The sequence below is a fragment of the Candidatus Nitrosotalea okcheonensis genome (assembly GCF_900177045.1).
In the GTDB taxonomy this organism is placed as follows: Archaea; Thermoproteota; Nitrososphaeria; order Nitrososphaerales; family Nitrosopumilaceae; genus Nitrosotalea; species Nitrosotalea okcheonensis.
The window spans coordinates 1449226-1470518 of record NZ_LT841358.1; the positions used below are offsets into that span (position 1 = coordinate 1449226).

Annotated in this window: 19 protein-coding genes and 1 pseudogene; 7 read left to right on the forward strand and 13 right to left on the reverse strand. The window is 37.8% G+C overall.

What is annotated here, in order from left to right; genetic code table 11:
* Nucleotide 1: 1 nt before the first annotated feature.
* From BQ3481_RS08675 to hsp20, 5 genes and pseudogenes are all read right to left on the reverse strand, one after another.
* The gene (locus BQ3481_RS08675; RefSeq protein ID WP_157927906.1) at nucleotides 2–259 is read right to left on the reverse strand and encodes an Lrp/AsnC ligand binding domain-containing protein; all 258 of its coding nucleotides are present in this window, start codon (nucleotides 257–259) and stop codon (nucleotides 2–4) included.
* 70 nt (nucleotides 260–329) lie between these two features.
* On the reverse strand, nucleotides 330–2162 hold the full coding sequence (amrS, locus tag BQ3481_RS11885) for an AmmeMemoRadiSam system radical SAM enzyme (protein WP_157928537.1): 1833 nt from the start codon (nucleotides 2160–2162) through the stop codon (nucleotides 330–332).
* Between the two features lie 21 nt (nucleotides 2163–2183).
* Nucleotides 2184–2450: pseudogene (locus tag BQ3481_RS08685) on the reverse strand (AmmeMemoRadiSam system radical SAM enzyme); the annotation flags it as partial.
* An 18-nt stretch (nucleotides 2451–2468) separates the two neighbouring features.
* Nucleotides 2469–4619 (reverse strand): CDC48 family AAA ATPase, encoded by a 2151-nt coding sequence (locus BQ3481_RS08690; protein ID WP_157927907.1) that lies wholly within the window; start codon nucleotides 4617–4619, stop codon nucleotides 2469–2471.
* A 25-nt stretch (nucleotides 4620–4644) separates the two neighbouring features.
* Nucleotides 4645–5160, reverse strand: coding sequence for an archaeal heat shock protein Hsp20 (hsp20, locus tag BQ3481_RS08695; RefSeq protein ID WP_231911776.1), 516 nt, complete (start codon nucleotides 5158–5160; stop codon nucleotides 4645–4647).
* A gap of 93 nt (nucleotides 5161–5253) precedes the next feature.
* Between hsp20 and BQ3481_RS08700 the strand changes: the two genes are divergently transcribed.
* Nucleotides 5254–5916, forward strand: coding sequence for an ACT domain-containing protein (locus BQ3481_RS08700; RefSeq protein ID WP_157927908.1), 663 nt, complete (start codon nucleotides 5254–5256; stop codon nucleotides 5914–5916).
* A gap of 15 nt (nucleotides 5917–5931) precedes the next feature.
* Here BQ3481_RS08700 and BQ3481_RS08705 read toward each other — a convergent pair whose 3' ends face one another.
* Nucleotides 5932–6252 (reverse strand): hypothetical protein, encoded by a 321-nt coding sequence (locus BQ3481_RS08705; RefSeq protein ID WP_157927909.1) that lies wholly within the window; start codon nucleotides 6250–6252, stop codon nucleotides 5932–5934.
* 101 nt (nucleotides 6253–6353) lie between these two features.
* Between BQ3481_RS08705 and BQ3481_RS08710 the strand changes: the two genes are divergently transcribed.
* Both BQ3481_RS08710 and BQ3481_RS08715 read left to right on the forward strand, forming a co-directional pair.
* Nucleotides 6354–7715, forward strand: coding sequence for an NAD(P)/FAD-dependent oxidoreductase (locus BQ3481_RS08710; protein ID WP_157927910.1), 1362 nt, complete (start codon nucleotides 6354–6356; stop codon nucleotides 7713–7715).
* A gap of 50 nt (nucleotides 7716–7765) precedes the next feature.
* Nucleotides 7766–8467, forward strand: a complete 702-nt coding sequence (locus tag BQ3481_RS08715) for an SAM-dependent methyltransferase (RefSeq protein WP_157927911.1) — start codon at nucleotides 7766–7768, stop codon at nucleotides 8465–8467.
* A gap of 17 nt (nucleotides 8468–8484) precedes the next feature.
* On the opposite strand, the gene BQ3481_RS08720 is transcribed toward BQ3481_RS08715, so the two are convergent.
* Together BQ3481_RS08720 and BQ3481_RS08725 are read right to left on the reverse strand one after the other, a co-directional pair.
* On the reverse strand, nucleotides 8485–10152 hold the full coding sequence (locus tag BQ3481_RS08720) for a cupredoxin domain-containing protein (protein ID WP_157927912.1): 1668 nt from the start codon (nucleotides 10150–10152) through the stop codon (nucleotides 8485–8487).
* An 81-nt stretch (nucleotides 10153–10233) separates the two neighbouring features.
* Nucleotides 10234–10776, reverse strand: a complete 543-nt coding sequence (locus tag BQ3481_RS08725; RefSeq protein WP_338140703.1) for a stage II sporulation protein M — start codon at nucleotides 10774–10776, stop codon at nucleotides 10234–10236.
* Nucleotides 10777–10854: 78 nt separating this feature from the next.
* Here BQ3481_RS08725 and BQ3481_RS08730 point away from each other — a divergent pair, with 78 nt between their 5' ends.
* Nucleotides 10855–12285 (forward strand): DNA-directed DNA polymerase II small subunit, encoded by a 1431-nt coding sequence (locus BQ3481_RS08730; RefSeq protein ID WP_157927913.1) that lies wholly within the window; start codon nucleotides 10855–10857, stop codon nucleotides 12283–12285.
* 2 nt (nucleotides 12286–12287) lie between these two features.
* Here BQ3481_RS08730 and BQ3481_RS08735 read toward each other — a convergent pair whose 3' ends face one another.
* The gene (locus tag BQ3481_RS08735) at nucleotides 12288–13496 is read right to left on the reverse strand and encodes a Cdc6/Cdc18 family protein (protein WP_157927914.1); all 1209 of its coding nucleotides are present in this window, start codon (nucleotides 13494–13496) and stop codon (nucleotides 12288–12290) included.
* Nucleotides 13497–13966: 470 nt separating this feature from the next.
* On the opposite strand from BQ3481_RS08735, the gene BQ3481_RS08740 reads away from it, so the two are divergent.
* The gene (locus BQ3481_RS08740; RefSeq protein WP_157927915.1) at nucleotides 13967–14365 is read left to right on the forward strand and encodes a hypothetical protein; all 399 of its coding nucleotides are present in this window, start codon (nucleotides 13967–13969) and stop codon (nucleotides 14363–14365) included.
* Here the strand turns inward: BQ3481_RS08740 and BQ3481_RS08745 are convergent.
* The 3 genes from BQ3481_RS08745 to BQ3481_RS08755 all read right to left on the reverse strand — a co-directional run bounded on the left by BQ3481_RS08745 (nucleotide 14362) and on the right by BQ3481_RS08755 (nucleotide 15743).
* Nucleotides 14362–14514, reverse strand: a complete 153-nt coding sequence (locus BQ3481_RS08745) for an AbrB/MazE/SpoVT family DNA-binding domain-containing protein (RefSeq protein WP_157927916.1) — start codon at nucleotides 14512–14514, stop codon at nucleotides 14362–14364. The genes BQ3481_RS08740 and BQ3481_RS08745 overlap by 4 nt on opposite strands.
* 174 nt (nucleotides 14515–14688) lie before the next feature.
* Nucleotides 14689–15246, reverse strand: a complete 558-nt coding sequence (locus BQ3481_RS08750; RefSeq protein ID WP_157928540.1) for a winged helix DNA-binding protein — start codon at nucleotides 15244–15246, stop codon at nucleotides 14689–14691.
* Nucleotides 15247–15380: 134 nt separating this feature from the next.
* Nucleotides 15381–15743, reverse strand: coding sequence for a hypothetical protein (locus BQ3481_RS08755; RefSeq protein ID WP_157927917.1), 363 nt, complete (start codon nucleotides 15741–15743; stop codon nucleotides 15381–15383).
* A 66-nt stretch (nucleotides 15744–15809) separates the two neighbouring features.
* On the opposite strand from BQ3481_RS08755, the gene BQ3481_RS08760 reads away from it, so the two are divergent.
* Together BQ3481_RS08760 and BQ3481_RS08765 are read left to right on the forward strand one after the other, a co-directional pair.
* The gene (locus BQ3481_RS08760; protein ID WP_157927918.1) at nucleotides 15810–16559 is read left to right on the forward strand and encodes a geranylgeranylglyceryl/heptaprenylglyceryl phosphate synthase; all 750 of its coding nucleotides are present in this window, start codon (nucleotides 15810–15812) and stop codon (nucleotides 16557–16559) included.
* Between the two features lies 1 nt (nucleotide 16560).
* The gene (locus BQ3481_RS08765) at nucleotides 16561–19935 is read left to right on the forward strand and encodes a DNA polymerase II large subunit (RefSeq protein ID WP_157927919.1); all 3375 of its coding nucleotides are present in this window, start codon (nucleotides 16561–16563) and stop codon (nucleotides 19933–19935) included.
* Here the strand turns inward: BQ3481_RS08765 and BQ3481_RS08770 are convergent.
* Entirely contained in the window at nucleotides 19932–21254 is a 1323-nt protein-coding gene (locus BQ3481_RS08770; protein WP_157927920.1) for a serine hydroxymethyltransferase, read from the reverse strand. The genes BQ3481_RS08765 and BQ3481_RS08770 overlap by 4 nt on opposite strands.
* Nucleotides 21255–21293: the final 39 nt, after the last annotated feature.

A 21293-nucleotide genomic window follows, 5' to 3' on the forward strand; every position in this document is an offset into this window, starting at 1 on the left:
GTTACTTTTCTTGTTCTTCAATTACCATCATGGTCAAAGTAGAGTAAACCTTGTCTATTTTTCTAATCTTATTTGTAATTATGCTCCTTAGAAGATCCATAGAATCTGCTGTTATCTTGACTATGATATCATATACACCATACACGCCCTGAATCTCATACTTGATGCCGCTCTCACCTCCAAGTATTTGCTTTATCTTTTGAATTATTTCAACATCTGAGCCTAGATCTGAGTTGATCAGGATGTAAGTTGTTGGCATGACTTAATTCGAGTTGCACGATATTTAACCTTTGATTAGAATTCAAAAATAGATTATGATCTTAGAAATGTCAGAGTACAAACTGGAATCTGCTTTGTTTATAGTTTTTAGAAAGTTTACCATCAATTGCTATCTTAGTACCACAAAAATTACAATTGTTATTATCGTCAAGATACCATCCCTGGATGTCAAAGCCATATCTTTTGACAACAATTTTCTTGCATTGTGGGCAGTGTGTATTTTCAAGAGGGTGACCTGAGACATTTCCTAAATAAGCATAATTGAGTCCAATCTGCTTTGCAATCGTATGATGTTTTTCAAGAGTAGATATTGGCGTTGGTTCGAAATCCATCATTTTGTAATCTGGATGAAATCTAAGAAAATGTATTGGCATGTCAGGCCCAAATTCATCATAGATGAATTGGCATAATTTTTTGGCAGATTCTAGATTATCACCAACTTGTGGTACTACCAAGTCAGTTATCTCCACGTGAATCTTTGTTTTGCGGTGTATTTCTTTGAGGGTATCAAATATAGGTTGAGGATCAGGGATTCCGATATATTTCCGTGAAAATTGTGGTTCGGCATTTCCCTTAAAATCTACTGTAATACAATCAAGAAATTCATTCATCATGTTGACTGTTTCTGGAGTGTCATAACCATTTGATACAAAAATATTAAACAATCCATTTTTTCTTGCAATTACTCCGCAGTCACGTGCAAATTCGATAAATATGGACGGCTGATTGTATGTATATGCAATCCCCTCAGAGCCTGACTTGATTGCCAAGTCAACTACTTCTTGAGGTGTCATATCAGTTCCTTCTATTTTTCGTCGCTGGCTGATGTCATAATTTTGGCAATATTGACAATTATGTAACAATATACCATCTCCTACATAATTATGATTTGGGATACATTCAAAACTGAATACTTGAGTGGTTTTGCCTGTGTATTTTACTTGTTTAACATCCATCCAAGTTTTTTTGTTTTTTCTTACTAAAGGTGAAACATATTCTAGAATAAGAGCCTCAACTTCATCAGGATGACTGTATATTTGTCTGCCAGAAATCCGTATGGTTTTCCATCCATTTGCAGCCAAAGTTTTGTCTCTAATTTTATCAGTTTGTTGAGTTTTTTCAGAATTATAGTGCCACCATCCATCAATTTCAATATCGATTTTGGCTTCTATTATAGCCGCATCTGCAATGTAGAAACTTTTCGAGCCCTCAACATATTCTTCTATTTTAACTCGATATTCTTTTTCATATTTTATACTCATTTGATCAAGAAGATCATAAAGTAATTTTTGAGACTCTGATGGATGTGTATGAAGCCATTTTCGCAATCTTTCAGCATTTTTGTGCCAACCATGAGAAGAATCTTTCATGAATTTAGCTTTGCTTGTTTCATGTGCTTTTTTTGCTATAATAGGATCGTGCATCGGATTATTAGCCTTCATTCTAATACTATACTTCATTCGTATTTCTTTTGGTATTTCATATTCCTTCAAATAACAAACTCCTCTATGCCTGTTCCATTCATCAATACCTACAATTACTTGATCACAATTCTTGCATGAGAATTTAGATTTTTGAATCAAGTTCAATCTTTTTTCCCTCCAAACTTTGGTATTTTGATACCAGACTTTGATGATTTTATCGCCTGCTTCTAGTGTTTCTGCTGTTTTCCATCCATTAGTTGTAAATACAGGATGTTCTCGTGTAAGGTATAACTTTCCATGTCCTCTACTTCCATACCTTACTTCCAAAAGTTCTGCAAATCTCGAACCAGCATGTGTAACAACATTAGGAACTATTTCAAAATTACCTTCAACATTATACGACCACACCTTATCACCACGGGTTATTTTTTCAATAGATTTCTTGGAACCGTTGGCCATCAAGATTTTCGTTCCTTTTGGTTGACAAAGCCAATTACAGCCAGTCGTAGCAATAGAAAATATGTTGGTGCCTGGCCTATAGTGAGTTACGGGTTTTTTCTCAATTGGGTCTACATGTCCAGTGATTACTTTGCCATATGCAAGAAGATCAAGCTTGCCGCTGTTGTTTGCTCTTATTCCACATAGACCGATCTGATCTTTTCCAATTTCACAATATCTAGCGCATGCTGTGCATTTGACCTTGTCATTAGGTAACTTTTGATAGAGAATTGCTTCCTTTGCCGTCACGTGATATCAACTAATTTATCATATAATTGCTGGTGTTATCACTTGTTTTGGTTTTGCAATAGGTGGTCTCATCTTCTGTATTGCGGTCTCAAAATCTTCCTGAGTTATCTTGATTGTTTTTACATTTTTTTCTTTTTTATCTACATAGCGTCGTATGGAGCTCATTGCTGATCTATTGCAAACTCCTTCTATTTCTGCGCCGCTAAAGCCATCAGTCAACTGCACTAGTTTTGCAAAGTCAATATTCTCCGCAAGTGGTTTCTTTCTTGTGTGTATTTTGAATATGTTTTCGCGTCCCTTTGTGTCTGGTAGTGGTACCTCAATGATTCTATCAAATCTTCCAGGTCGTAGTAATGCACTGTCTATGAGATCGACTCTGTTAGTAGCACCTATTATTAGCACATCCTGTAATTCCTCAAGACCATCTATCTCAGTCAATAGTTGAGATACTACCCTTTCTGTAACGCCAGAATCAGAACTACCTGAGCTTCTACTTGGAGCCAATGAATCAAGCTCATCAAGAAATATGATACATGGAGAAGCTTGGCGTGCCTTTCTGAATATTTCACGGACCCCTTTTTCAGACTCTCCAACCCATTTTGAGAGCAATTCGGGACCCTTTATGCTAATGAAATTAGATTCTGATGTGTGCGCAACTGCTTTTGCAATCAATGTTTTTCCTGTTCCAGGAGGTCCGTAAAGTAAGATTCCTTTTGGTGCTGCAACATCAGCGTGTTCAAAGGCCTCTCTGTGTTTGAGTGGCCATTCTACTGACTCATAAAGCTCCTCTTTTAGAGATTCCAATCCACCAACGTCATCCCATGTTACATTTGGTACCTGAACCAAAACTTCTCGTAATGCAGACGGTCTTACATCTTTTAGTGCATCCTTGAAATCATTATCTGTAATGATAATTTTTTGAAGAATTTCTACTGGAATTTTTTCAGCTTCTAGATCCAAATCAGGTAAAATTCTTCTAAGAGATCTCATGGCAGCTTCCTTTGCAAGTATTTCCAAATCAGCGCCTACAAATCCATGAGTCACTTTTGCAAATTGATCCAAGTTGACTTTTTCTTCAATTGGCATTCCTCTAGTGTGGATGTTTAGTATCTCGGTTCTTCCTTGTTGATCTGGAATTCCAATCTCTATTTCACGATCAAATCTTCCAGGTCTACGCAATGCAGGATCTATCGAATCAGGTCTGTTGGTTGCTGCAATTACAACTACCTTGCCTCTTGATTTCATTCCATCCATCAAAGTGAGAAGTTGGGAGACAATCCTCTTTTCCACCTCACCTGTTACTTCTTCCCTCTTTGGAGCAATAGAGTCAATTTCATCTATGAATATTATACTTGGAGAATTTTCCTCGGCTTGCTTGAATATCTCTCGTAATCTCTCTTCACTTTCTCCATAGAATTTTCCAATAATTTCAGGACCACTAATAGAAGTAAAGTGAGAATTGGTTTCTCCTGCAACAGCTTTTGCCAGTAGTGTTTTTCCTGTGCCAGGAGGTCCATAAAGCAATACTCCTTTTGGTGCCTCAACTCCCAGTTTTTCAAATAATTCGGGATGTCGCATAGGAAGTTCCACCATTTCTCGTATCTTTTGAACCTCGTTTCGTAGTCCGCCAAGATCATCATATGTTATTCTAGGAATAGAATTGTCAATGGCTTTGGTCATAGACCCTAGTTTGAACTCGGTTTGTTCTGATACTATAACCGGCTTTGCAGATGGACTTGTACCACTAACAACAAGTTGTGTTTTTCCACCCATCTGAGTAGTTACGATTAATGTATCACCAGTAGTTAGCACATGATCCATATAGTATGTTTGCATATACTCTTGAAGTCCATCCTCACCTAGTTTTTCTATAGGTGAAAGTGTTACCTGTTCAGCTTCTATTGCATCTACTTTCTTTACTGTGATCTTTTCGCCTATCCCTGACCCTATGTTATGACGGGTAATTCCATCTATTTTGATTATTCCCGTACCATAATCTGGAGCATATCCAGACCAGAGTTTAACATGACTTTTCCTGTTTCCTATTAACTCAAGAATTTGGCCAGCTTCCCATCCATTATCTTCAACAATTTTAGGATCTACTACAGCTATTCCTTTTCCAACATGTCTCTGTGCGGCCTCTGCAATTTTTAATGTAATTTCACTCATAATTTTATCACCATAAAAAATAAGGTCACTCGACCTGCACCGTCCTTCCTTGCGGTCGATCCTCTTCTTTGAGTTTGAATTTTACTTCCAATATTCCGTTAGAATATGTTGCCTTGACGGAATCTTCGTCAACCTTTTGTTTGATTGGGACTTTGGTGTGGTATTTTTTGTCATTATTTTCTGCATCAAGATTTACAGCTCGTCCTACTACTTCGATCTTGATATCTTTCTTTTCTACTCCTGGCATCTCGGCCACAATTTTGAGAATTTTTTCTTTGTTGTCCACGATAACGTCTACAAATGGTTCTCGTGTCTCTGATTTCTGGAGAAGACCAGGTTGGACATTTCCGTATTCTTTAATCACGGGTTTCCCATCAGGTCCTACAGTTAGGGAATACCCATAGTAGTAAGGACCAAATGTCTGTACGTTCTCAGAGCTGGTCATGTCATTCCACATTTTGTCTAATCCCTTGAAAGGTCGCATCATTTTTTGGAAGAGATGGTCAAACTCATCCCATTCATTTATGTCATAGTTATGCATATTATGTAATATGTATGACATTATATAAAGATTATGGAGTAACCAATTATTATATTACATAAATTAATATAATTAGCAATAGCAATTACTATTATGCGAACCCCTAATCTTTCAGTTCCTGATGCTGTAAGAGAGATAATTACAAAAAATAGATCTATTTACGACTGCATCAAAATGGGCTTGATCAATTACACATCATTGGCGATAAAACTCCAAAAGGAAGTCGAGTCTCAAGTAGGAGGCCCAGTGAACCCCAATACAATTGTGGTTGCAATCAAAAGATACGCAGACTCTTTCGAAAAAAAAGATGAAATGCAAAATGAGACAGTATTGAAAAATGCAAGACTTTCTCTGACTGATGGAATTGTAGACATTAAATTTTTCTCAGAAGATTTTGAAATGAAGGATGCTATAGATTTGATGGATAGATTTATGCGAGTTGATCCAGACTATGAGTTTTTTCGATCTACCGATTCTTTTAGGTTTTTGACTGAGGACATAAGTGATGTAAGAAAAATTTTAGAATCTTTTTCATCACATAGGAACTTCTTTCAGACCGGGTTGGCAAAGATAACCATACACATTCCCGAATCTGAGCACAGTTCTGATGTGGTTTCGTACGTGTCTGAGATTTTACATGATAATGGAATCGAGCTTTTTAATGCGTTTTTCGGACAAGATTACATAGTAACAGTCTTGCATGAAAAAGATGCTGCCAGAGCATACCAAATTTTAAGAAGTGAAATTTCTCGCTAGTATTATAATCTCTTCCTAGATTCCAGTAGTTTCTGCTCTTGTCATTTCGAGGTAGACCTTGTCTCCTACTGCAAGATTCAGTTCTTTGTACTCGTGCATATCAAGCTTGATCGAGGTTGTGGAACTTGATTGGCCCATGCCACCTCCAGAGAGCATTTTGTTGAGGTTTTTTACCATATCGTCCATATTTGTAAAACCCATTACTCCTCCGGCACCAAATGGCGATGGAGGGGTACTCTGTTCTCTGAAATCTTTTGATGTAGAAAGCGAGACTATCACGTATGGAGATCCATCAGGTGATGCATCTATTCTTACAATAATGTACTCTTTCTTCATGTCTTAACTTCATAAATCAGCATATTTTACCTTTCGCTCAAATAACATGTAGAATACAATAAGAATCATTATTACCTTTTTCATCCCCGGAGATAGCATAGATGGATACAGTATCTAAAGCCAAAAAAATTCTTGTTTTAGGAGGCGGATTTGCAGGGGTAGAATGTGTACGAAAACTTGAATTATATTTTAGAAAGGAGGAGGACATTCAGATTACCCTAGTAAGCGAGGATAATTTTTTCTTGTTCACTCCAATGCTTCCCCAGGTAGCTTCAGGAACAATTGAGACTAGACATATTGTGATTCCAGTTAGAACCTTGTTGAAGAGGGCCAAGTTCTACGAGGCCGAAGTCAAAAATATTGATCCGTATGGTAAAACAGTAACTCTTAGCGGTACAAAAGAAAAACGTGGAATTTCACTGCATTATGATTATCTTGTATTGGCTCTTGGCAGTCAGACGAATTTCTTTGGAATGGATAAATTAGAAGAATTAGCTTATTCAATGAAAACTCTCAATGATGCAGTGGTACTGCGAAATCGAGTCATAGATATGTTAGAGCAAGCAGATAATGAAACAGATCCGGTTCTCAAGAAAAGTTTGCTTACTTTTGTAATTGTGGGAGGGGGATTCGCAGGTATAGAAACTGCAGGGGAATTAATGGACTTGTTACATGATGCTAGAAAATTTTATCCCAATATTGAAAAAACTGACATTAGAGTTATCGTTCTTGAGGCAATGTCAGCTATACTTCCAGGCTTTAATGAAAAGCTTGCAAAATTTGCATTAGAAAAACTTCACGGACGTGGAATAGAGGTTAAGGTAAGTACAAAACTTTCTAGTTTTACAGGTGATGAAGTTTTAATTGAGGATGCTCATCCACAGGTAGATCCCAATAAACAATCTTTGGTGAGTGCAATACAAACAAGAACCCTGGTGTGGACTGCAGGTGTTACGCCAGTAGACATTATAAAAAAATCAGTCTTCAAAACCAATAGAGGTGGAATCGTGGTAGACGAATTTCTTCAAGCAATTGACTTTCCCGAAGTTTTTGCAGTTGGAGATTGTTGTTACATTATTGATCCCAAGACAAATAGGCCTCTTCCACCAACAGCACAAAGTGCAGAATCAGAAGCTGAAATTGTTGCAAAAAATCTTCACGCTCTGATCACAAATAGAAAAAAAGAAAAATTTGTGTATTCACCTAAAGGCCAGATGGCAGTAATAGGAAAACGGAGTGCAATTGCAAGTATGTTTGGAATTCATTTGCATGGAATTTTTGCTTGGATGCTTTGGAGGATAATATATCTCTCAAAAATTCCGCGATTGGACAAAAAAGTAAGAATTTTTCTTGATTGGTCAATAGACATGTTTTTTGACAGAGATATTGCTCGATTAAAGGTAATGCGTGAAAAGCCCGTTGAGGAATTCAAAGAACTTGACGAAGTGGATGATGTTTGGTAAAATAGAATTCTGCATTGCTGAAATATATTGAACATTACAAGACGGCATTTATGGGAAAGGTCTATGCTGTTGGTGTTGGACCAGGATCACCAAAGTATGTAACTGAGATAGTAAAGGAAATAGTACTAAATTCTGATATTGTTATTGGATACAAATACACACTCAAAACCATAGAGGCGTTCCTGAAAAATAAAGAGATACATGAAATTACCATGAAAGACCAGGAAGAGGCATACCAGAAGGTCTCAAAGACTCTGGGAAACAAGACATGTGTTGTTCCTTTTACAGGAGATGTGAATTTCTCAGAATCAGAAGTTGTAGACAGATTGATTGAGATATTTGGGGATGTACAAATTATTCCAGGGATTAGTTCGACACAGGTTGCTGCGTCAAAGGCACGAGTACCAACAGACAAGAGCAAGGTCATCACTATGCATATTTCTACAAGCATAGAGGAAAAGAAACTTGAGCTTCAAAAGGCACTCATTGATGGATTTAGTGTGATACTTGTGCCAAGACCTTGGCCAAAAGAACCCTCTAAACACTTTATGCAATCAGAGATAGCAGTATACCTAAAAGATCATGGCTTTGACACTTCAAAGATTAAGGTACATGTCTTTGAATTTCTAACTACCGACAAAGAGACATATTTTATAGGCAAAGTAAAAGACTTGGAAGGAAAGCAGTTCTCTGATCTATCCGTAATGGTTTTTGATCAGACGAAGCTAGAATCATACATTAATTTCAAATAATTTAATGAAGATTGTAGTTATTGTGGTGGTGTTCTGCCAATTACATATGATGAAGTTGGAGGCATTGAAATTATTACGCCATTCATCCATGTGTACTGTGGATCATAAAATCTGACAATTCCAGTATCATTTACAATAACTGTGAATGATTGCCCGGGGGCTATCTTACCACTTGCTATTTTTCCATCAGGAGTAAATGGATTATTATTTTTTTGTGTGCTAACACCGCTGAAAATGGTATGATCTATGGAATCATTGTTGGTCCAAATGATAGGAGTGCCAGGAACTATTTGTATGGTATCTGGTGTATAGTATGTATTGTATTGATTATACGTCTGCTGAGTTGCGGTTCCCTTTGGTGATGATGAGCCCGGGTTTATACTAATTTTCACTGGAGCAATTTGACCTGTAGTTGCAGGTGTTGAAATAATAATTCCATTTATCCATGTATATGTTGGATCAAAGATTTGTGTAGAGCCAGTTCTACTAAAAGTAACTTGATAACTCTGTCCTGGAGCTATTATACCACTATCAATACTTCCATCTGAAATAAAGTTAGGACTAACTGTTTTTCCAGCAGCACCTTTTCCGCCCGCACTCTCTGTTGTTGATATTAACTGGCCACTCATTATTCTATGCGGGACAGAATCATTGTTGGTCCAGACTACAACTGTACCTGGTGTAATTTGGAGTGATGATGGTGAAAGGAACTGTCCATTATTATAATTAGATGCGCCATTAACTATGTTCATTTGAACTGTTTGTGTTTGCGTTGTTTGTGAAAGCGGTGCAATTATTCCTACCATGAATTGGTAAGTGGGATCAAAGAAGGTAATGTCGCCTATTGTTTCGTCTTGTGGAATATTGTAACGTGTTGCAACCCTAGGGTCTAATGATTGGGAAGTATCAAAATTAGTTATTGTGTATTGGAATGATTGCCCGGGGGCTATTATACCACTATCGATCTTGCCATCTGAAATAAGTGTGGTGGATGATTGATTGGTAGTTAGTACTTTTGCCACGCCACTCATTATTCTATGCGGTACAGAATCATTGTTGGTCCAGACTATGGTGGTGCCAAGAGTAACTTGTACGTTTGACGGAGAATAGTGAACTTGGTTGTTGATATTATATGCACCTGGTAGGATGCTTATGTTCACTGTAGACGATGATGATATAGACGGAGGAAGTGTGGTTATTGGTTTTGTGATTACAGCATTGGTGGCTAATATTTTAGCACTATAACTTACTTTCATAGTTTCAGATCCAGTTATCTTCCCTGATATGCTAAAAACAGAACCACCTTGATTACTATCTATTATTCTTCCAAACAAATTGAGATGAATCATGTTTCCGTTTTCATCCTGCGCGTTACCTTGGATTACAAAGTACTTGCCATCTCGCAAGATTGAGACTTGCCATAATCCAGAATTAAGATATTGGGTATTTGCTATAGTAACAAGGCCATTATCAAGTGTGGCTTGCGTGCTGCTTCCATTGTTAGCTCCTGCAGTAATCTGTAAAGCAATATTTGAATCGAAAATAGTTTTATTTCCTGAAAGATAACCTGATGCATCAATCAAGTATTTCCCATTAGGTGAGAAATCAGAATAAGCGTTAGGCAAATACACCATGGCAGAAGCAAGTCCTGCAATTACCATTAGAAACAGAAATACATATTTCATTAGATTATCCAATCTCTTATTGCATATTTAATTACTAGGTATAATTTATCACACAATTAGGCAATTCCCGGTTAATTATCTTTACAAACTAGATTTTGTATGAATTACATTTGATCCAAAATGCTGGATCATATAATATTCAATGAATCCCCCAGCAAGAAGAAGAGCCACTACAATTCCTATTTCTATCGCGGTATGACGTAGTTCTGTTTTTAGGGATTTTTTTCTTATTATTACAAGTACAAGCAAAAGGCTTCTTGACATTCCAATTGAATAAGCCATCAGCTCCATTATGCCAAAGGGAGACAAGTAAAGCAATGCAAGTGGGGGAACTTTTGCAAGTGTTGGAGTTGTTGTCACTAGAGCTTCAAACGCAACCCCTGTGGACCAAGCTGCAAAAGTTCCCCAGGCCAGTCCTAAACCTGGAATAAACATGGGCAGTGCAACTGATGCATTGTGTTCAAAAATTCCTATAGCATCAATTCCTTTAACTACTTTTTGAAATTCTTTGAGAAATGTCTGTGATTCATCATTAGATAATTTGCTTTGAGTTCCAATTAAATAAGATAAAGAGAAAATACCAATGAAAATAACAAATACTAGAATTCTTTGTTTACTGAACAATAATCCATTTTTATGAGAACTATATTTGAGGTTGGCGGTTGGATCAGATTTAATTAAAAGTCGTATTATGAGACCTTGTTGAGAGAAGAAGTTTCGTCGGCTATAACATATGCATTGAGTAAAGGCTTCCAAATTCACCCTGATGCGTTTAAGATATTAGAAAAAATTGACATAAAAGAACTTCAAAGCATAATCAAACAGGTTGTTCGGGAAAAAGCTAAACAAAATATGTTTTTAATTAATCAAAGTGATCTCAAAATGTTTGTAGAATCAGAAATAGACGACAGCATGGAAAATAATCATGTGATTTTATTTGATCCCACGAAAAAGGTTACATCTGCAGAAGGGATTGAAGGTTTTCATGCATTATTCAAGGACAGATATTCAAAACTACTTAAAATCATGATGCAACGTTCACAATCAAAGAAACTAACTCCCATCTCAAACGTGACAAATGGTAAGTTAGATGATGAGACTTACATCGCAGGTCTGTTGATGGATAGGAGGATAGACAGAGATGTTACCAAGATAGTAATTGATGATCCTACAGGCTCAATAGAACTATTAATTTTTAATAAAGAGATACAGGAAACTGCGAATTCTCTGCAGATTGATCAGTTTGCTATGATATCAATTGCAAGTGGGAAAAATGGAGGATTTTTTGTTAAAGAAATTCTTGTTCCAGATATACCTGAGCATATAGCAAATCGTTCAAAGAGTGAGACCTATGCTGTATTCATCTCGGATTTACATGTGGGCAGTAAATTCTTTATGGAAAAAGAGTTTACTGAGTTTGTTTCATGGCTTTCAAGCCCTGATCCTGTAGCAAGAAAGGTCAGATTTGTGCTGGTGGGAGGAGATATTATTGATGGAATAGGCATATTCCCAAATCAAGACAAGGAGCTCTTGCTATTAGATGTAGACCAACAGATGGCAAAGGCTGCCGAGCTTTTAGATAAGATTCCAAAACACATCAAGGTCTTCATCATTCCAGGGAACCATGACCCAGGAAGAAGGGCTCTTCCCCAGCCAGCAATTCCAGAAAAGCACAATATGCACCTCTGGAATAGAGAGAATTTCTTCATGTTGGGAAATCCCTCTATGCTTGAGCTAAATGGTATAAAGATACTGATGTTTCATGGCCAAAGCCTTGACGATGTTGTTGGCAGTACTCCTGGACTGAGCTATGCACAACCAGCAAAAGCCATGCGGGTTTTGCTAAAAACTAGGCATCTTAGTCCAATATATGGTAAGAGAACTCCGATTGCACCAGAGTTGGAAGATATGATGGTGATATCTGAAGTTCCAGATATCTTACATTCTGGTCACATACATGTTGTTGAGCTTGACATGTACAAGGGAACACTAATTGTAAACTCTGGTGCATGGCAAAGCCAGACTCCATTCCAAGCCAGCGTTGGAATTAGCCCTACTCCGGGAATCGCCATTATTGTGAACCTTGCCACAATGAAGGTTTTTACAAAAAACTTTACAGACAATTCTAGCTAAGATCACAGGAGATCTTCTAAGGCCAGATCTTCCTTGAATGCTTTTTTCACTATATCGGCGTTTAGTGTAAGATTGAATTTTTTTGTCCTTCCATGCATTCCTTGATGAATAATTTTTCCTGTGATTAATCCAGTCATTTCTATTTCACTTAGCATTTGTGTAATTCTACGTTGGGTTAGTTCTTTTTGTCTTGTAATTTTACAGAGGTTTTTGTATGATTGATATATCTCGCCGGTTGTGTTTCCGCTTGCCTTCATTACTGCAAGTATGAGTAGTTTTTCATGTAAGGGATATGAATTCAATGCGGTGGTTTCCTTATCTTCTTCCATCTTAAGAGAGGCTCTTCGTATGTGGGCTTCCTTTACTGTATCAGATTGTTCACGTTCTGCAATCTCACCTGCAACACGCAAAAGATCAATTGCTCTCCTTGCATCCCCATGTTCTTGGCCAGACATAGCAGAACATAGGTTTAGGGCTGCTTGGTCCACAGTATCTGGTATAAAGGCTACCTTGATACGTTCTTCAAGTATTTCATTGATTTGCCCAACAGTATAGTTGGTAAAGATTACCTCTTCCTCACTCAAACTGCTTAAGACTCTAGGGTCCAGGCGTTCTTTGAATGTGAGATCATTAGAAATTCCGATTAGGGTTAATGTGCCTTTTTTAAGCCTCTCGTTGGCTCTAGTTAGTGAATAAAATACATCTTTGCCTGACTTGGAAACAAGTTCTACAAGATAATCGATCTCATCGATTACAAATACTGTGTTTAGGCTATTTTTCTCAATTACTGAAATAATGCGATTGAATACTTCACTAATTGAAAGTCCTGTAGAAGGTAATTCTTTTTGTGATGTTAGACCTAGTTGTCTGCCCAATTTTACTAGTAATCCGTAGAGGGTTGTCTCTTCTTTTGCATTAGCATAAAGTAGTTGAATTGGGAAAGAATTGTCCTTTACTCGTTCTTGTATCTTGCCAAGAACTTTCTTTACTACTAGAGTTTTCCCCGTACCGGGCTTTCCATAAACTAGTAGGTTAGAAGGACGTGATTTTTTTAATAGTGGTAATAATGATTGGGTGACTTTTTTTTGTTCATCTTCACGGTGTAAAATTACATCTGGAATAAATGTAAAATGTAAGACTTCACGATTTTTGAATAGGGATTTTCCACTTTGAGCATCATCTAGTAATTTATCAATTGGATCTTTTGTCATTGACGCACACACCATTGTTTCTTCTCTATCCACATATGGATTCTACTCAATTAATTAGATTAGAATAGAATAACTAAACCAAATTTAGTATATCATTAATTATTTTTATTTTTATTAAAAAAATTTTTTTAATAAAGCTAGAGTGGAAGTATAGGTGTGTGAGTCTTCCTAATAGGTATTAACAATTAGTGAACTTTCTGTTAATATTAGGTCTTGAAAAGCCAGAAATGACCCCCTTATTTCCAGTCCAGGCGTGAAGATGACTCTTAACATTGTTAACATCCTAAAGAATACCCCCTTATTTCCAGTCCAGGCGTCAGTTTTGAGTATTTTTAAATATAAAGCCAAAAGGGCTGTTAAGGTATCAATCACATCCATTCGTGGCCTAGGCAGTGAATGTTAACAAACCTCTATGTTAACAATTCTTCTATGATCTATTCAAGTGTTAACGGGTTACCAGATCGATCTCAATGGCCAGAAAAAGAATTAGAATAGACTTGGAAGACTCGGATGGAGCCAAATACAACTTTAGCCTAGAGGGTAATGTTACTCGTGAAAAGATGTTAAAAATATTTGAACTGATGAACCTTATGAATATAGAAGAGCCAGAGGGAGGAGGAGTACCATTGGACTCTATAGGAGCCAAGATCTGGAATATTATAGATAAGAATTTTCCCATGGGAAAATTTACCTCTTCAATGATATTGGAAAAATATGAAGATGAGTATGAAGAACCAATTAAGCTGAGCGTGATTTCCACCTATCTATCCAGATTTGCAGTAAAGGGTAAGGTGATGAGAGAAAAACAGGGAAAAGAGTGGGCCTACCAAATACTAAAGATAGCCCAAAGGGAAAAGAGTGGGCCCTAAGAAATTACTACCTTTTTGACCACAAGATGATCTTCTTCTATTGTGATCCTGACGTAATCTCCTTTCTGAAGTTCCAAGAATTTTCTAAAGTCTTTGGGAATTGAGATTGTTCCCGCAGTAGTTATTTTAATTAGTTGTTCATTAGGCATGTTATTATATTATAAGAACAATAATTTAAGAATTTATAATTATCTAAGATTATTAAATTATCATGATTTTTAACGAGTTTGGTAGAAAATTAAAGAGATTACGAATTAATCAATTAGAAAATGACTGGGACAAGTCCCTAATTCTCTGATCTGAAAACTATTGTATTCTAAAAGTTATTGGGCTGGAGCCATCTTGACAATCCCTATTCTTGTAAGACCCTTATCAGTTATTTTATAAGAAAATGGCTTTGTTGTCATATCTCTTTCGACCAAGCCCTCCTCAAACAACTTCTTTAACATCCGTGACGTATGCTCTCTGGTCCTTCCTAACGTGACTTGGATATCACGTGATGTCATAGATTTCTCTGTGATTAATCGTAGAACATGATCAGTGACATTTCCAAATTGCATATTCTGGATTCTCTCTCTTGGCTTCTCTTCTCTAGTCGTTACCGGCGGCTCTTGTTGCACTTTTTGTTCCTTGGGCTTTGGAATTTGTGCTTGCGGAATTTCTTGTGTTTCTTGTGCCATTTCTACTGAATCTAAACGAATTTTCATATCAATTAACAAATTTTCATAATACTGTAAGCGTTCTGTTAGAATTTTTGCATTTTTAGCATCTGATGTCAGTCGTGGCTTTATTTTGTTGTATGCTGTAATAGCTACTAGTCCACCAATAAATGATGCAAATATACCTAAAATGACCCCTACATCTGGTATGTCTACTAACATCACGATGTAACATCAGATGATGTGATTTATCATGTTTGAATAAAATTATTTTACATCTTACACATCAATATCAAACATATTTGTCACAACTTATCACAACCCTTCACCAAAATATGCCTAATTTTGAAGCCAAATTATAGGTTACAGGTTCGTTTTAGTAATTCCTGTATCACAGACATGATTTGTTCCTCACGTTCTGGAAAAACATCACTACTTTGTATCACAGAAACCTGTTCGGAAAGGCGATTTATCACATCTATATCATCATCACTGAGCACACCTAGGCTCCTAAGTAGGATCCACGAATAACATAGTGCAGTCAACTTGTCTTTAGATTGAGTTACTTGTCGGTAAAATGCCCCTTTACTAATAGTAAACTGTGAATCGACAAGGTTTCTACGTTTTAAAATAATTGCAATTTGTCTTTCAGTAAACAATGATTTTTTTATAATTTGCCTAATAATATTACTAAAATTATCATCAGGGAGATTGCTCATAGCTATACAGATTTGTATAACTATATTCAATTAAACTTTTAATCAATAGATATTCAACCATTCCTTATGCAACAAACGGAGAATTATCTTCATACTACACGGAAGAAAAAGGGAACACTTCTTTTTGTGTTAATAGATTCTGAAAATTCTGCAGGACACTCTGCTTCAACATTGGCAAAAGAAGCGGAAAAAAATGGCGCCTCTGCAATTTTGGTTGGCGGCTCATCAGCTACTGATCAACTCACTATGACTGAGACCGTATCTAGTATCAAAAAATCAGTCAAGATACCTGTAATTCTCTTTCCTGGAAACGTTACAGGCGTGGTTCCTGGTGCTGATGCAATACTTTTTAGCTCACTTTTGAACTCGGATAATCCATATTTTATATCACAGGCACAAGCCTTGGGAGCACCAAGCGTTCTAAAATTTGGCCTCGAACCTCTTCCTACAGCCTATATCATTATTGGTGAAGGAACCACTGTATGGCATGTAGGCTCGGTGAGAACAATTCCCTTTGACAAGCCAAGCCTAGCCGTCATGTATGCTTTGTCTGCCCAATTCATGGGAATGCGATTCGTGTATTTAGAAGCAGGCTCTGGAGCCAAATCTAATGTGAAACCTGAAATGGTTGCTGCAGTAAGGAAACTTTTCAAGGGATTTCTTATAGTAGGTGGAGGCATTCGCAGTCCAGAAACCGCCGAGGCAGTGGCAAAAGCTGGAGCAGACGCTATCGTAATTGGAACTTTCATCGAAAAGGGCGGAAGTTTCAAAACAATTTCCGATATCGTAAAAGCCATCCAATCCATAAGGAAATAACATGTCTGAGAACCTAGCATTGAGACTTGAAGAGGTCCCAATGCCTCAAGATTACTTTGGGTATTATACCAAGATATCAGAGAAAGTCTTTACTATTTTTGAACAAGCCGCGTCTGCCAAGGCAACACTCGCAGATTCTTCTGGGATGGTGGAACCAAAGATCGCTTTTGATCTTGCAGATCGTGTATCGAAGATGCACGACATTGACGTAACTGACAATCTGAGGGCTCTCATTCAAAATACCACTAAAGAATTGGCTGCACTGAGGCTTGCAGAAGATATAGCCCAAGGCAAGTATTCAGGACCAGATACAGATCTTCAAGAAAAACTTGATCTTGCAGTGCGTGTGGCTTTGGCCATAGTTACAGAAGGAGTCACAATTGCCCCACTTCAAGGCATAAGTGAGGTTCTGATCAAGAAAAATGCAGATGGCACTGAATATCTATCTGTATCATTTGCAGGTCCTATCAGATCAGCAGGTGGAACAGAGGCTGCATCCACCATGCTCATTGCGGATCATGTACGAAAGATAGCTGGACTTTCAAAATATCAGGCAAATTCATTTGATGATGAGACTGGACGATTTGTAGAAGAGTTGAGGGTGTACGAAAGAGAAGTTGGGAGCTTTCAATTCCATGTTCCTGATCAGGATGTGATAAATGTCATCTCTAATCTTCCAGTAGAACTTGATGGTGTAGATACCGACCTAGTTGAGATTGTGAGCCACAGAAACATGGTACGAATAGGTACCAATAGAGTTAGAGGAGGTGCACTTCGTGTTCTAAATGATGGCCTAATCGGCAGATCTCGCAAACTACTCAAACTCATTGAATTATACAAACTCGATGGCTGGGACTGGCTCAAAGATCTCAAGGGAGCCATTCAGACAGGAGATGCTGATGCAGCAGCCCATAGGATGAGAGAGGTGATTACAGGAAGATCAGTACTTTCTATGCCTAAGAAGCTTGGGGGATTTCGACTAAGATATGGCCGTGCCTGCAATACTGGATTTGCTTCAATTGGTATTCATCCAGTAGTTGCAGAAATACTTGACCATACAATAGCAGTAGGCACCCAGATTAAGCTTGATGTACCTGGAAAGGCCTCGACAGTAGCCTTTGTGGACTCGATTGATACGCCCATTGTCAGACTAGTCAATGGAAATGTTGTAAAAATAAGGGATACTGCACATGGGGTTTCCCTAAAGCCACAAATTGCAAAGATTTTGCATCTTGGTGATATTTTGATTAGCTATGGAGACTTTTTAGAAAACAATGCTGAGCTTATACCAACTGGATATGTGGAAGAGTTTTGGGCTCAGGAACTACAAGATAAAGTATCCGAGTACGAACCAAATGACACTGAACTTCTGAGTTATGTATCAAAGATACCAGATCTGGAAGAAGCCTTTAGGATATCATTGAATTTTGGCATTGGTCTTCATCCACATTATCTGTACTATTGGGATCAAATTTCAATTGAAGAATTTGAAAAAATTCTCAAACCTACAAAATTTGATTCAGACCTTATCATTTATTCCATGGATACAAAAGATGTTCTGGAAAAATTGGGTGTTCCACATGAAATTGCAGGAAACACTCTTCTGCTAAAAGATATAGAAGCCAAGATCTTTTTCTATTTGTTATTTAGAAAGCAAATTCAGCTTGAAAAAGATCTTTCTGTCCCACAAATCATAACAAAATCATCTGGCATAAAAATACCAAATAAATTTTCAACCTCTATTGGAGTGAGGGTAGGAAGACCAGAAAAAGCTGCACTACGAAAAATGAAGCCCCCGGTACATACTTTATTTCCAGTGGGAAACAAGGGTGGAGCATCCCGTGATTTACTCAAGGCAGCAAAACAGCCTAACTTTTACTGTAACATATACAACAGATTCTGCAAAAAGTGTAATGTCCCTTCTATTAGTATAGCATGTCCCAAATGTAACACAAAAACAAGTACGATTTTCATATGTAACAAGTGCAGAGATGAACTTGAGACGGACTATTGCACAAAATGCAAGAGCAGGGCACATGGGCACTCGTATCGCTCATTTCCTCTCAAAGATCTCTTGTATGCTGCTCAAGAGAAGACTGGATTTAGGGCCCAGGAGCCATTCAAGGGTGTAAAGGAGCTCATAAACCAAGACAGGGTACCAGAACCGCTTGAAAAGGGTCTAATAAGGCAAAGTCTTGGACTTAATGTCTTCAAGGATGGAACGATAAGATTTGATACAACCAACGCACCTCTCTCGCATTTTAAACCATCTTGGATTGGAACAACTCCAGAAAAACTAGTTGATCTTGGATATACCCATGATGCAAACGGCGATCCGCTACAAAACTCTAATCAACTCGTTGAGCTAAGAGTGCAGGACGTAATAATACCCAAAGAGTGTGGAGACAGTCTTGTTTCTGTCTGTCAATATATTGACCGAGAACTTACAAAACTTTTTGGCCGTCAGCCGTTTTACAATGTGAAAAGTACTGACGATCTTGTGGGCCACCTCATAATTGGTCTTGCACCGCATACATCTGTTGGAATTGTGGGTAGAATAATTGGATATACCAATACCCAAGTGTGCCTTGGAACTGCGGTATGGCATTCTGCAAAAAGACGTGATGCTGACGGTGATGCAGATTCTATCATGTTATTAATGGACAGTCTTCTTAATTTCTCAAGATTATTTTTGTCTGACAGAATAGGCGGACTGATGGATGCACCACTTCTTGTTCAACCTATTGTAATTCCACAAGAAGTACAAAGACAAGCTCACAACTTTGAGGTTGTAAAGACTTACCCACTTTCATTCTTTGAGGCTACACTTAGAAGGGAAAAGGCAAGTGAGATCAAAGATGTTGAGATCCTAAAATCAAGATTAGAAACAGAAAAACAATTTCTTGGACATGATTTTACACACATGACATCTACATTAACTACATCAAAATCAAGGAGTGCCTATTCCACACTGGGTTCATTGCTTGAGAAGCTTGACATGCAAATAAGAACTGCAGACATCATAAATGCAGTTGACCCAAGCGAAGTAGTTTCAATGGTGATGACCACTCACCTGCTTCCAGACATCATGGGAAATCTTCGAGCATACTCTGGCCAATCGTTCCGATGTACTACATGTGGTGCAAGCTACCGAAGGATTCCTCTTGTTGGAAAATGTCTTGAATGTGGCAATAGGCTAATTCAAACCATGACTAGGCCCTCTGTACAAAAATATCTCAAACTGGCAAGGAGAATGCTGAACAAGTATACAATATCACCATATCTTCGAGGACGTGTACTTTCCCTCTTGGATGAACTGGAATTAGTTTTTGGTAAAGAAGAAAATAGCCAATCTATTCTTACAGACTTTGCCTAGCGGATCTTTATGTAATCGTAACCGCCATGCTTGCTTTCAAAACAATAGCGAACTTTCTGAAAATCCTTTCTAAATTTCTTGACGTCTAATGCCACTTTTTTCTTGTCTTTTTTGTCTATTACTACTTTTTTGATAAATCTAGCCACTTCTTTCATATCTGATTCCTTCATACCAAGCCGTGTGAGTTCTGCAACACCGAGTCTCATTCCACCTGGATGGAAGTAGTTACGTCCAGCCTTGATATCTCCTGGTATGAGTTGTCTGTTTACGATAATGTTTGCTTTTTCAAGATCTGCCTCAATTGTTCCACCATCACCAAATGAAAGCACATTTACAACTATCTGATGAGATTTTGTAAATCCTCGTTTTTCACCAAGCACTGAAAAACCAAATGAACTAAGGCTCTCTGCAAGAGCCCTTGCATTCTTTATGACTTGGACTGCATATTTTTTACCAAATTCTAGCATCTCTGCATAAGCAATTGCCTTTCCTGCCATATGGTGCAAATGATGATTACTGGTCATTCCTGGGAATGTAGCTTTTTTGATACTTTCACCATATTTTTCAAATGAACAGACCATGCCGCCCTGAGGACCAAACAAAGTCTTATGCGTGCTCATTGTCATTGCGTCTGCACCTTCTCTTAGTGGATCCTGAAACTGGCCTCCTGCAATAAGACCTGCAACATGTGCACCGTCATAATTGACAAACATATTGTAACTCTTCAGAAAATCTGCCAGCTCTTTTACTGGATGTGGAAACAAGAAAACTGATCCTCCAAACATTGCTAACTTGGGAATCTTTCCAGCTTTTTCAAGTTCCTTGACCTTGTCTTTTGTCTTGTCAACATCAATTGTCATCTCTTCAGCATCAAATGGATAAAATTCAATGTCTAGTCCATGGACAAGACCCGCAGTACCGGAATGCTCTTTTTTACCATGTGATATGTGACCGCCAGACGGAATGGAGGGAGCAAGCATGACATCGCCTGGATTTGTAAACGCGGAATAGATAGCTAGGTTAGCAACAACCCCTGAAATTGGTCTTACATCCACAAACTCTGCCTTGAATAGTTTTTTTGCCAGTTCCATGCACTTGAATTCTACCTCATCAATGTAGATACAACCAGCATAGACCCGTTCACCAGGCCAGCCTTCTGCATATCTATTGGCAAAATCTGATACGGTTGCTTCTCTGACTGCTGGGCTTGTTACGTTCTCGCTTGCAATAAGGGGAATTGAATTTGCAAACCACTGGTTATGCGTCTTTAGCATTGAAAGTACTTCATTATAGGATGATCGCGGTGAAGAACGAGACATGTTTAGTTCCGACAGTTTTCCTAATTTAAAAACATCGTT

Excerpts from the sequence above, each read along its gene's own strand:
- BQ3481_RS08765 (WP_157927919.1), top strand. The coding sequence starts at position 16,561 with ATGTCTGAGAACCTAGCATTGAGACTTGAAGAGGTCCCAATGCCTCAA.
- BQ3481_RS08740 (WP_157927915.1), top strand. The coding sequence starts at position 13,967 with ATGGCCAGAAAAAGAATTAGAATAGACTTGGAAGACTCGGATGGAGCC.
- BQ3481_RS08675 (WP_157927906.1), bottom strand. The coding sequence starts at position 259 with ATGCCAACAACTTACATCCTGATCAACTCAGATCTAGGCTCAGATGTT.
- BQ3481_RS08715 (WP_157927911.1), top strand. The coding sequence starts at position 7,766 with ATGGGAAAGGTCTATGCTGTTGGTGTTGGACCAGGATCACCAAAGTAT.
- hsp20 (WP_231911776.1), bottom strand. The coding sequence starts at position 5,160 with ATGCATAACTATGACATAAATGAATGGGATGAGTTTGACCATCTCTTC.
- BQ3481_RS08745 (WP_157927916.1), bottom strand. The coding sequence starts at position 14,514 with ATGCCTAATGAACAACTAATTAAAATAACTACTGCGGGAACAATCTCA.
- BQ3481_RS08735 (WP_157927914.1), bottom strand. The coding sequence starts at position 13,496 with ATGACAAAAGATCCAATTGATAAATTACTAGATGATGCTCAAAGTGGA.
- BQ3481_RS08705 (WP_157927909.1), bottom strand. The coding sequence starts at position 6,252 with ATGAAGAAAGAGTACATTATTGTAAGAATAGATGCATCACCTGATGGA.
- BQ3481_RS08750 (WP_157928540.1), bottom strand. The coding sequence starts at position 15,246 with ATGTTAGTAGACATACCAGATGTAGGGGTCATTTTAGGTATATTTGCA.
- BQ3481_RS08700 (WP_157927908.1), top strand. The coding sequence starts at position 5,254 with ATGCGAACCCCTAATCTTTCAGTTCCTGATGCTGTAAGAGAGATAATT.
- BQ3481_RS08710 (WP_157927910.1), top strand. The coding sequence starts at position 6,354 with ATGGATACAGTATCTAAAGCCAAAAAAATTCTTGTTTTAGGAGGCGGA.
- BQ3481_RS08760 (WP_157927918.1), top strand. The coding sequence starts at position 15,810 with ATGCAACAAACGGAGAATTATCTTCATACTACACGGAAGAAAAAGGGA.
- amrS (WP_157928537.1), bottom strand. The coding sequence starts at position 2,162 with ATGGCCAACGGTTCCAAGAAATCTATTGAAAAAATAACCCGTGGTGAT.
- BQ3481_RS08720 (WP_157927912.1), bottom strand. The coding sequence starts at position 10,152 with ATGAAATATGTATTTCTGTTTCTAATGGTAATTGCAGGACTTGCTTCT.
- BQ3481_RS08690 (WP_157927907.1), bottom strand. The coding sequence starts at position 4,619 with ATGAGTGAAATTACATTAAAAATTGCAGAGGCCGCACAGAGACATGTT.
- BQ3481_RS08755 (WP_157927917.1), bottom strand. The coding sequence starts at position 15,743 with ATGAGCAATCTCCCTGATGATAATTTTAGTAATATTATTAGGCAAATT.
- BQ3481_RS08770 (WP_157927920.1), bottom strand. The coding sequence starts at position 21,254 with ATGTCTCGTTCTTCACCGCGATCATCCTATAATGAAGTACTTTCAATG.